Source organism: Corynebacterium sp. NML 150383 (genome assembly GCF_002285085.1).
GTDB classification, from domain to species: Bacteria; Actinomycetota; Actinomycetes; order Mycobacteriales; family Mycobacteriaceae; genus Corynebacterium; species Corynebacterium gottingense.
On record NZ_NSGK01000005.1, the window covers coordinates 46964 to 56043 of the forward strand.

The following is a 9080-nucleotide window of genomic DNA, read 5'->3' on the forward strand; positions in this document are numbered from 1 at the left end:
ACCGACGCTCGTGGTCCCGCAACGAATTTCCCCAGGGAATTCTTTTTGGCGCGATTTTTGAACCGGAAAAGATATCGGAAAGAGATAGGACGGGTTTTGGGGTTTGTTTATGACGTTTTGACTGGTAGACAAATTGTTTCGATATATTTTTTAATTGTTTTGTGCGCCTTTGGCTACTTCCGCCCACGCCACGATCTCGTCGAGGCGCGAGAGGTCGACGCGATCGGTGTCCTTCTTATACATCTCGATCATCGAGCGCTCGTTTTCCGACTTCCGCGGCTTCAACTTGAGCGCGCCAATGATCCCGCGCATCACGCCCAGGTGCGCAGTGGTGAGCTCCGAGTAATTCAGTCGGCCCGGGAGGTAGAAACGCTGTACCTGGTCCGCCCGGTCGCCGAGCAGTTCCGCCGTGGGGTCTGCCTCTCGGACTACATGGTCTAGCGTCATGCCGACCACGACCACACAGGTGGGGCGGGCCTGGATCGTTGTTTCCGGGAGCGACTTTACGAACTTGGCTGCCGCGTTCATCGGGCCGTGCGCTGGGGCCAGGACGATGATGGGGCCCTCTGCTGCCGTGTCGGGCACTTCAGCGTGGTTGAGTATCTCCTGCGCGGTCGTGCTGAGGCGACGCGCGAGCTCCTCGGCATACTGCTTCGTGGAACCGTAGACGGAGGAGAAGTAGATGTGCATTTTTACCTTCATTATTTCGATTCGGATTGTTCTAGTAGACCCTGAATGCGCATGCACCGAGGACACGCGGCAAGTTTCTTGTGATCTTGACGCGGCACGAACACCGTTCCGCAGAGCGCAAAAACTGGACTACCTTGGGCGATGGCGGCGGACACGGTGCGAACGTGCTACTGCGTTATTTGTTCTGCAACGAGATGGTGCATGCTACCCGGCCTAAACCACGCCGGCGGTTTCGCACTTCGATTTCCCCGCAGCACAGAGTGTGTCGCGCAGTAGATAGTGAGCCGTGCTGGAAGAACCATGCGTAATAACGTTACGCAGATAGCGATGCAACTGACGACGCAACAAGCTCATCAGGATGGGCGGCGTGACGCGCAAAGACCTCCCGGCTCCGTATCGCGTCCGAAAGCCTGGAAAGAACAGAGGCGGTCTCCACTTCAATCCCATCAGGAGCGGACCGCAGCTTCACCTTTCCGTCACGGCCAAGTAAACGAACATGCAGGGCACTCAAACCAAGGAGGGATGCTGCAGCGTTCAGCCCCAACCAGGAAGAAAGCTCATCCAACCCGCAGCCACTAGAGTGCCAATCCTTCCTTAGCAGAGGTAGGAACTAAACCCAGGACGCTTCAGACCGGGTACGTTGCGGGCACGCCGGTTCGGCGCACCGCCACAGCCGCTTGCGCCACACCAGCAGCACCGGCCGCCCCGCCGAGGGGATGTCACGCACCAGATGCTCACGCCGGCCGTGGGCCACCGCGACCACCCCGCACCGCGGGCACCCGGTCACCGACTCGGAGGTCTCCACCAACAGCTCCAGCTCACCGCCGTACTCACCGGCGGCAAGCACCACCAACCCCGAGATGCCGAGCATCGCAGCGGGCAGGACGGTAGCCTCAACACTCACCTGGGACTCCTCTCGATCCGTTGCTTGGTCGCTACGAATCGTGGAGTCCCAGGCCCGTCTTCACCAGCCCAACCCGGTCAGCGCGTCGCAACCCGGCTACCACGCTTGGTGAGGAAGAGCTGCTAACATGGTTCGGCGACGGCCCGGGCACGTCCTTGTTCCTAACCGTCGTGCGCTGGGGTCCGCGTGGACCGCTCGGCCAGCGTCCATCCAGTCAGGAGGCAGTCAGCAAATGTTCGACGACAACGGCTCATTCCTACTCGCCATGTTCGAGTTCTTCATCTTCTTCGCATGGTTCATGTCCCTGTGGTGGATCTTCGGAGATCTCTTCCGCAGCAAGGACCTCGGCGGCTTCGCGAAGACGCTGTGGGTGGTGTTCATCGTCGTGCTGCCGTTCATCGGAATGCTCGCGTACCTGCTTGTTCGAGGTCGGGGGATGACCGACCGCGCGGTCGAGGCGCACCAGGAGCTCCAGCAGCGGCAGGATGAGTACATCAAGTCCGTCGCCGGCGGCTCCGCCGGATCGAGCCCGACCGATGAGATCGCCTCGGCGAAGGCCCTTCTCGACTCGGGAGCGATTACCCAGCAGGAGTTCGACCAGATCAAGGCAAGGGCGCTCTCCTCGGTCTGACCCTGGTCCGCTCCCTCGCCAGCCACAGCGTCGCGGTCCGAGGGCGGCCATCCGGCGCGGCCTTGTCGCGGGGCGAATTCGCGGTTCGCCGGACGCTGGCCAGCTTGGCTCCTAGGCTCCGGGTGCCGCGCCGCCATCGAGGGGGCGCCACCTGACCTTGGGGGTCACTCGATGGCTCTGGTTGTGCACCGGTTCACAGCGTAAGGTCGCGCCCGCCACCCTCGGCGCCGCTTCTGTCGAGGGTGGTCCTTCTCTATGCCACAAGGTCAGCGCGGCGCTGGGATCTCATGGCCGCAGCGGGGCGAGGTCAGCGTCGACGCCGCCTCGACCACCACTGAACTGGACGGCAGCGGAGTGGTCGTCGCACCGCGATGGCTGACGCAGCTCAGTGCCGGCCACATACTGGTCGGCGACTCGGGCGTTCATCGAACAGGTCAAGGAATCAATCGCCCTGCACATGGTCGGCTGATGCCGGTCCCATCGATCAACGTCTCCGGTCCGTACAGCTAGCGGGTGCCAGTGAGCGGGTGGAGGGATGCGGGGGTGGCATCAGGAGTGCCGCCTAGAGGCCCCTGAGGGGAAACATCTGATTAGGCTAAGTTGCCGACCACTTAAAAAATCGCCCCCGCTTCGGCGTGTAAGTGGTAATCAGCGGGAAATGATGGGGGGTAGCGGTGCGCTCGCTCGCCTCCGTCGGTAACTAAGCGTGGTGCGTATCTGAGGGGTGTTCCGTCTCTTCGGTTTGCGCGAGGTATCGGTAGAGGGGTGAGCGGCCGATCCCGTACTTCTGGGCGAGGGCTTTCTTGGTCATGCCTTGTTTGGCGAGGGCCTTGGCCTCGCGGGCTTGTTCGTCGGTGAGGACGCGCGCTCGCCCGGTGTAGACGCCTCGAGCTTTTGCTGCTTCGATCCCTTCGCGCTGGCGTTCGCGAATTAATGAGCGCTCGAGTTCTGCCACGGCACCGATCAGGTGGAGCTGGAAGCGCGCGTAGGGGTCCTCGGAGTTCGGGCGAAAGACGAGGTCCTCTTTCACGAAGTGGAGTGTGACGCCATCATCGGTTAGTCGCGTGACGATGGACTCCAGATCACGCAGGGAACGCGCTAAACGGTCCATAGAGGCCACAACGAACAGGTCGCCCTCCCGGAGGTAGTTCAAGGCCTCTCGAAGCCCCTGGCGGCCGTCTACGCCCTTGCCGGAGGCTTTATCGGAGAAGATCTTGTCGCAGCCGCCTATCGCGAGGCTTTGCCTGTCGAGGTTCTGGTCTGTAGAACTCACGCGCATGTACCCCACGCGCTGCCCGGTGTAGGTCACCATCGCCCCGTCCCCCTATCTCTAAACCCTGCTGGACTTCGTCTCGTTGAATTCGAGAGTATCCACTGAGACACCGAGAAGAGCGCGAGGCCGACATGTGCCGCTGGCGTGTGCCCTAAAAATACAAACGGATGTGCTTAGAGATCCCAAACGTTTTCAGCGTGACGCAACCGGTGAACACTGGTGTACCTTTGCTTATTTACAAAGGCAGACCCTTTTCCCGCGCGGTCATTCTGGAGGGGTTTCTCGAGGGCTACATGATCGGGATCACCAGCCCGAGACAGGAGAAATACTTGGTACTTACCCGGTGACCACCCCTTTTCGAGACTAGAAGCCATCACCTTGCCCAATTTTTTGTCTTCCTTTTTCTCACTTAGCTTAAGGCGATCCGCTTCTGTCTCATTCCAAAGGACATTGTCATAACGGGCCTTGATACATGGCACATCAACCCCAATTTCTCGCCCCTCATAGAAAGCCATGTGGCCTACTTCTTGAAAAAGCGCCCAGGCTGGCATATGTACGCGTTAAGCGGACCGTCATCAAGTTTTGCCTGTGCAGAGGGGACAACAACGGTATCCAACGGGGATATTGGTTTTTTAATACCCATGTCGCGCGTCCGGTCCACCGTTCTCATCCAGTCCGCGGCATCTTTGTTTATCATCTCGGCAAGACTGAATACTGCCCGCATTTCAAAACCGACATCGATATTTAAGAGAGAATCATGATGGGCAACGCGATTGCGGAATTTACGAATCTGTTCAGCTAATACGGTGACATCTTTGCGGAGCCCTGCCCCAGGAAAAGCGTTGTGCAGAGTCTCACGCCATAACTTTTCATGCTTTGCCCCCATCCAACCGGACCAGAAACCGAAAGACAATCCAGCAACAATTTGATCTCGAGTTTCTTTTCCTTCGGAACGAAGCCTTTCTCGAACCTTGTCGATTGCTTGCGATTGTGTGGAGTAAAATGGGGGTAAGAGAAACTAAGGAATTTTTCTTGTATCCTCACGCACTCTCTTTGATAGCTGAGTGTCGATGGCATGGCGAAGTAGGATCTCAAGGTGTGAAATCTGCTCTAGTGCAGCCCCCGCCATTTGGGTATTCCACACGTACAGATCAAGAGCCTTCGCTTCGTCACCCTCAGCGGCCCTAAGAAACGGTTCTAAACGAGGTTGCGGAAAACCAGCCAAAACTCCATGAGTTTCATTTCTAATTTCGTTGCTCATATTTTCATGCTATCCTTTAACTGAACGCCCCGATGTGCCTCTACTTCAGTAAGCACCCGGGGCTTTTATAATCCCTAAATTTATTGACGCTCTTCCCAAATAGAATGGGTTTAAGCCATACGGGTGTAATTAGCAAAGAGAATATCCCGGCGCTGACGCTCGGTGGCGATCCTCCCCTTAGCTCCCATCGCCCTGTCGACCCCGCGATCCAGATCCTCATGGCCTTAATCAACTCCGGGGACATAGCCAGTGGGTTGTAGCGATCGGCCAGTGAACGTTCCGGGTACAGCGCCCGGGCTTCAAGAACTTGCTTGCCGACATCAGTAATCCGCTCGCGAGTCGAATCAACCAATTCCGGCACGGAGAACGTGTTCCAGACGAGGGTGTTGGAGAAACTGAGGTCAGATTTAAGATGCCCTCCCACTGATCTTTGCCACGTCATGAACATTGAGGATGAAATCAGAGTCCCTCCGGGTCATCCGCCACATAGAGCTCGTTACCGGCGATGACCTCGGGAGGCAGGTGAGCGGCGGGATAGAAATTTCTGGTTTGGGAAACAACCGCAGGAATACCCACATAGTTGGTCTCAGGTTGGTGAGTTTTCTGAAACAGATACGGGGTGGAAGCAGAGAGCTGGGCCAGGATGGTACTCGGCGTAATCACGGGCTCCCAACCATCCTACGAAGGTGTGAAGGTGCGATGAGCCGGGACGATACACGTCGAACGCTTATCTGTTATGACATCATCAATGATCGTCGACGCACACGCATCGCAGATGCACTGTCGGAATTCGGAGACCGGGTGCAGTACAGCGTTTTTGTCGTGGACATCTCACCCGCCAGACTTCTACAAGTGAAGTCCCGCCTGAACACGATTATCGATCCAGGCGAAGACTCCATTCTTTTCTGCGATCTAGGTCGAGTAGCGGAACTGAACGAAACAAAGTTTGGGTATCTTGGAAAATCACGGGAGGTCACAGACAATGACGCATTGATTCTCTAGCAAAATCGGCGACATAGTTTCGAGCGCGCCGGTGTCACGCAAAACCCGGTTTGCACTCGCTCAGTGAATCGCCTGATCAGCATCGTGAACTCAATAGTGGATGACTTTTATAGCGCAACGTCTTGTAGGATTGTCGTCACGCTCGCAAAGCGCTAGATTTACCCTGTTCACTGGTGCTGTTTTTCAGCCCCAGTCGCCGTCCTTTACGGGACGGCCTTTCATTGAGGTTCCATGCTGCGGCACTTCGCCCTTGCTAGAAACGTTCGCCGCCCCTCTGTGGGACGGCCATTCGTTAAGGTCAGTAGCATGAGTCATCCCAGCGACCGCGGGTTCAGCGCCGGAATTTTGGGAGGAGGTGAGGTGGGGACAACGCGGCGTCGATAAGCGATGGGCCCTACGGTAGCGTGGGCTGCATGACTGATGCACTCGCGCCTAAGCCCGAAGACCTCTCTATTGACGCGCCTCCGGCGGTGCGCGCGCAGCTGACGCACCGCACGATCCGCGAGTTCACCGACCAGCCCGTCAGCGACGAGACGCTGGAGACGCTGTACCGCGTGGCCATGCGCACGGCGAGCTCGCGCGGGATGCAGCACGCCAGCGTAATCCGGGTGACGGATCCGGAGCTGCGGGGGCGGCTGGCGGAGATCGGTAATCAGGAGTACGTCAAGCGGGCGCCGGTGTATCTGCTGTTCATCGTGGATTCCGCGCGAAACGCCGCCATCTTGCGCGAACAGGGCTACGACCCGACCGGCGCGGGCAAGACGAAGGTGTTCGTGGAGGGCTTCACTGACGCGTGCCTGATGGCGCAGAACGTGGTCAACGCCGCCGAATCGCTCGGGCTAGGCGCGAACTACCTGGGCAACATCCACAACGACACGGCCGCGGTGATCGAGACGCTGAAGCTGCCGCGCTATACGTTCCCCGTCGTCGGCCTCACGCTCGGCTGGCCGGGGCAGAACCCGCAGCTCAAGCCGCGCATGGCGCCGGAATTCCGCGTCATGGAAAACGGCTACCAGCACCGCACCAACTGGTCCGAGGCACTCGCCGACTACGACCAGGAAATGACCACGTACTACGACCTTCGCAACGCAAACCAGCGCGTGGACAGCTACATCAACCAGGTGGTCAAGCAACTGACACCCAAGCGCGAGCTTCTCGACGAATCGCTGCAGGCCGCCCGCTGGCAAGGGTTCATCATCTAATGCGCCTGTACACATTGGGGTTCTCGCACAAAAGCGCCGAGGAGTTCTTCGACATCCTCCGCGAATCCGGCGCCCGGCGCGTGGTGGACATCCGTCGCTCCAACACGAACCAACTCGCCGGCTTTACTAAGAAGGACGACCTGCGCTACTTCCTCAAGGTCATCCTGGACATGCCGTACACGCACGAGCTCTCCCTCGCGCCCAGCGCCGACCTCATGCACGCCTACCGGCACGACGAGATCGAGTTCGACGAGTTCGCGCGCAAGCTCCGCGCGGAATACGACGACGGCGAGGTCTCGTCGCTGGACCAGTCGCTGTTTAACGACGCCGTACTCCTCTGCTCCGAAGCCGACCCCAGCACCTGCCACCGGCTCGTCGCCGCCGAGTACCTCGCGGAGGCGTGGGACGACGTGGAAGTCGTGCACCTGTAACTTAGTGGCGTTTGGCTCAGTGGCGTTCTCCGGTGATCATGTTGAGCAGGAGCACGTTGCCCTCCTCCGGGGCGCTGTCTGTGCAATACACCGCGTGCGGCACGTAGGCGCGCAGGTGAACGACCTCGCCCGGCTGCAGCGGGAAGCGCTCACCGCCGCACTCGAACTCGAGCGAGCCGCTGACGCACTGCACCGTGATCGGGTGCGCCGCCTTGTGGTCCGGAAGCGCCTGCCCACGGCAGAAGTTGAACACGATGAGGTTCGCGCCGTCGCCCTGCAACATGCGCTTGACCGCTGGGCGCGCGCCGCCCGGCTGCGGTTCCACGGCATTCACGGTATCGATGCGCGTTGCGCGGTCGGCGTCGTCGTTGGAGTCGGCGTCGCCGAACACTTCCGGGCGGTTGACGGGGAGATCCTGGTTCATCGTGTCTCCTGGGGTGGTTTCTGGGGTGGTTTCTGGGGTGTTGTTCTGGTTGTTGTTCGGGGTGTTGTGGGCAATTTTACCGGCTCGGGACGTGGAATATCGGGGGGCGTGTAGGTGGTGGGGCTGGCTGCAAACGGAGCTAGCTCCGTTTGGGTCGGCGGCTGGGTCGCGACCTGGGGTTTTGCAGGTGCACGACGTGCAAAAGGAGCTAGCGCCGTTTGGGTGGCGGGGCGTCGAGGTACGGGGCGGGGCTTGGGGGTGGATTCGGGAAACGTGGCAGCTGTCGCGGGGCGTGTGCAGGGGCGCGCCGGCCGGTACTGTGAGGGGTGTTCGAAGCGTTGCCGCGCCCGGCGCGGCCTCGCCGGCCCTCCCGAAAGGACCAGCACATGAGCAGCAAGAACCCGAATCCGTACAAGCACTACTCGTACCAACCGAGTTCGAACCAGCCCGGGGCCGACGGGTCCGGTGTGTTCGGGCCTGGCGAGTTCGGGTCGGGGCAGCACTGGCGCGACGACGTCCCTTCCGACCCGGAGGAAAGAACGCTGTTTGAGTTCAAGAACTGGTGGGTCGTCATCGTGTTGGCGCTGGCGGTGGCCGGGGCGATCGGGTTGATCTACACCTCGATGACCGATGGTCCCAGCGGGGCGGAGACTACGCAAGGTCGGGAACAGTCGCCGACGGCAGAGGCTGAGTTCCCGAATTTCGGGGCGGTGGATGAGCGGATCTCGCAAGCCAAGGAGGCGGGCGAGGAGCCCGCCATGTACCGCCCGGACGACTACGACCCAAATTCCGGGGTGCAGGATCCGGTTCCGGTGAGTCCGAGGGGGATGGAGGCTCCGTCGAAAAGCGCCTTCGAGCTCACGCCACTCGAGGCCGGCGAGGTGGCGAATGTCGGGGGCATGCGCATCGGCGTCGGGCCGGTGCGCGACATGGGGAAATACGGCGAGGACAACATCCTCTGCCACGACGTGTCATTCCTCAACATGACCAATGACGAGCTGTGGATTTCCAAGAGCGACTTCGTGCTCACCATGCCGAGCGGGAAGACCGTGGAGCCCAGCTACGCGCCCGGTTTCAACCACTTGAACTTGACGTTTGAGCACGGGCAAACCAACAGCGGGGTGCTGTGCTTCAAGGCGGAGGCGGAGCCGGGGGCGTACACGGTGAACTTCGCGCCGCGCCCGCTGCACACGACGCTCGCGGCGTGGAAGTCTGGGATGGGCGGGTAGTTGGCTGGCTTGGCTGGCTTGGCTGGCGTTTCG

The 9080-nt window shown here is 60.0% G+C and carries 15 protein-coding genes; 5 read left to right on the top strand and 10 right to left on the bottom strand.

What is annotated here, in order from left to right; all coding sequences use genetic code 11:
• Positions 1–150: 150 nt before the first annotated feature.
• From CKJ85_RS06540 to CKJ85_RS06550, 3 genes are all read right to left on the bottom strand, one after another.
• Positions 151–690: a flavodoxin domain-containing protein gene (locus tag CKJ85_RS06540; RefSeq protein ID WP_095553805.1), complete on the bottom strand. Its 540-nt coding sequence runs from the start codon at positions 688–690 to the stop codon at positions 151–153.
• An 11-nt stretch (positions 691–701) separates the two neighbouring features.
• The gene (locus tag CKJ85_RS12360) at positions 702–845 is read right to left on the bottom strand and encodes a DUF3039 domain-containing protein (protein WP_095553806.1); all 144 of its coding nucleotides are present in this window, start codon (positions 843–845) and stop codon (positions 702–704) included.
• 455 nt (positions 846–1300) lie between these two features.
• Positions 1301–1594, bottom strand: a complete 294-nt coding sequence (locus tag CKJ85_RS06550; protein WP_095553807.1) for a transposase family protein — start codon at positions 1592–1594, stop codon at positions 1301–1303.
• Positions 1595–1826: 232 nt separating this feature from the next.
• On the opposite strand from CKJ85_RS06550, the gene CKJ85_RS06555 reads away from it, so the two are divergent.
• Entirely contained in the window at positions 1827–2225 is a 399-nt protein-coding gene (locus CKJ85_RS06555; protein WP_095553808.1) for an SHOCT domain-containing protein, read from the top strand.
• Positions 2226–2925: 700 nt separating this feature from the next.
• On the opposite strand, the gene CKJ85_RS06560 is transcribed toward CKJ85_RS06555, so the two are convergent.
• From CKJ85_RS06560 to CKJ85_RS11855, 6 genes are all read right to left on the bottom strand, one after another.
• Positions 2926–3537 (bottom strand): recombinase family protein, encoded by a 612-nt coding sequence (locus tag CKJ85_RS06560; protein WP_095553809.1) that lies wholly within the window; start codon positions 3535–3537, stop codon positions 2926–2928.
• Positions 3538–3671: 134 nt separating this feature from the next.
• The gene (locus CKJ85_RS12235; RefSeq protein ID WP_233126981.1) at positions 3672–4013 is read right to left on the bottom strand and encodes a hypothetical protein; all 342 of its coding nucleotides are present in this window, start codon (positions 4011–4013) and stop codon (positions 3672–3674) included.
• 5 nt (positions 4014–4018) lie between these two features.
• Entirely contained in the window at positions 4019–4411 is a 393-nt protein-coding gene (locus CKJ85_RS12240) for a hypothetical protein (RefSeq protein WP_233126982.1), read from the bottom strand.
• A gap of 105 nt (positions 4412–4516) precedes the next feature.
• Entirely contained in the window at positions 4517–4759 is a 243-nt protein-coding gene (locus tag CKJ85_RS11850) for a hypothetical protein (protein ID WP_143340167.1), read from the bottom strand.
• A gap of 40 nt (positions 4760–4799) precedes the next feature.
• A complete protein-coding gene (locus CKJ85_RS12365; RefSeq protein ID WP_369825029.1) occupies positions 4800–5207 on the bottom strand; it encodes a type IIL restriction-modification enzyme MmeI in 408 nt (135 codons plus the stop codon).
• A gap of 11 nt (positions 5208–5218) precedes the next feature.
• Entirely contained in the window at positions 5219–5422 is a 204-nt protein-coding gene (locus CKJ85_RS11855) for a type IIL restriction-modification enzyme MmeI (protein WP_143340168.1), read from the bottom strand.
• A 36-nt stretch (positions 5423–5458) separates the two neighbouring features.
• Here CKJ85_RS11855 and cas2 point away from each other — a divergent pair, with 36 nt between their 5' ends.
• From cas2 to CKJ85_RS06585, 3 genes are all read left to right on the top strand, one after another.
• Positions 5459–5761 carry a CRISPR-associated endonuclease Cas2 gene (gene cas2 / locus CKJ85_RS06575; protein ID WP_095553810.1) on the top strand — a complete coding sequence of 101 codons (303 nt, stop codon included), beginning with the start codon at positions 5459–5461 and terminating at the stop codon, positions 5759–5761.
• A gap of 413 nt (positions 5762–6174) precedes the next feature.
• A complete protein-coding gene (locus CKJ85_RS06580) occupies positions 6175–6963 on the top strand; it encodes an NADPH-dependent oxidoreductase (protein WP_095278428.1) in 789 nt (262 codons plus the stop codon).
• Positions 6963–7394, top strand: coding sequence for a DUF488 family protein (locus tag CKJ85_RS06585; protein ID WP_095553811.1), 432 nt, complete (start codon positions 6963–6965; stop codon positions 7392–7394). The genes CKJ85_RS06580 and CKJ85_RS06585 overlap by 1 nt, the downstream gene beginning before the upstream one ends.
• Positions 7395–7410: 16 nt before the next feature.
• On the opposite strand, the gene CKJ85_RS06590 is transcribed toward CKJ85_RS06585, so the two are convergent.
• Positions 7411–7818, bottom strand: coding sequence for a cupin domain-containing protein (locus CKJ85_RS06590; protein ID WP_233126983.1), 408 nt, complete (start codon positions 7816–7818; stop codon positions 7411–7413).
• A gap of 386 nt (positions 7819–8204) precedes the next feature.
• Between CKJ85_RS06590 and CKJ85_RS06595 the strand changes: the two genes are divergently transcribed.
• Positions 8205–9047, top strand: a complete 843-nt coding sequence (locus CKJ85_RS06595; protein ID WP_095537835.1) for a hypothetical protein — start codon at positions 8205–8207, stop codon at positions 9045–9047.
• Positions 9048–9080: the final 33 nt, after the last annotated feature.

What these genes read in the sequence shown, in the direction of transcription:
- CKJ85_RS06540 (WP_095553805.1), bottom strand. Translation starts at nt 690, where the DNA reads ATGCACATCTACTTCTCCTCCGTCTACGGTTCCACGAAGCAGTATGCC.
- CKJ85_RS06555 (WP_095553808.1), top strand. Translation starts at nt 1,827, where the DNA reads ATGTTCGACGACAACGGCTCATTCCTACTCGCCATGTTCGAGTTCTTC.
- CKJ85_RS06560 (WP_095553809.1), bottom strand. Translation starts at nt 3,537, where the DNA reads ATGGTGACCTACACCGGGCAGCGCGTGGGGTACATGCGCGTGAGTTCT.
- CKJ85_RS12235 (WP_233126981.1), bottom strand. Translation starts at nt 4,013, where the DNA reads ATGGCTTTCTATGAGGGGCGAGAAATTGGGGTTGATGTGCCATGTATC.
- CKJ85_RS11850 (WP_143340167.1), bottom strand. Translation starts at nt 4,759, where the DNA reads ATGAGCAACGAAATTAGAAATGAAACTCATGGAGTTTTGGCTGGTTTT.
- CKJ85_RS12365 (WP_369825029.1), bottom strand. Translation starts at nt 5,207, where the DNA reads ATGTTCATGACGTGGCAAAGATCAGTGGGAGGGCATCTTAAATCTGAC.
- cas2 (WP_095553810.1), top strand. Translation starts at nt 5,459, where the DNA reads ATGAGCCGGGACGATACACGTCGAACGCTTATCTGTTATGACATCATC.
- CKJ85_RS06580 (WP_095278428.1), top strand. Translation starts at nt 6,175, where the DNA reads ATGACTGATGCACTCGCGCCTAAGCCCGAAGACCTCTCTATTGACGCG.
- CKJ85_RS06585 (WP_095553811.1), top strand. Translation starts at nt 6,963, where the DNA reads ATGCGCCTGTACACATTGGGGTTCTCGCACAAAAGCGCCGAGGAGTTC.
- CKJ85_RS06590 (WP_233126983.1), bottom strand. Translation starts at nt 7,818, where the DNA reads ATGAACCAGGATCTCCCCGTCAACCGCCCGGAAGTGTTCGGCGACGCC.
- CKJ85_RS06595 (WP_095537835.1), top strand. Translation starts at nt 8,205, where the DNA reads ATGAGCAGCAAGAACCCGAATCCGTACAAGCACTACTCGTACCAACCG.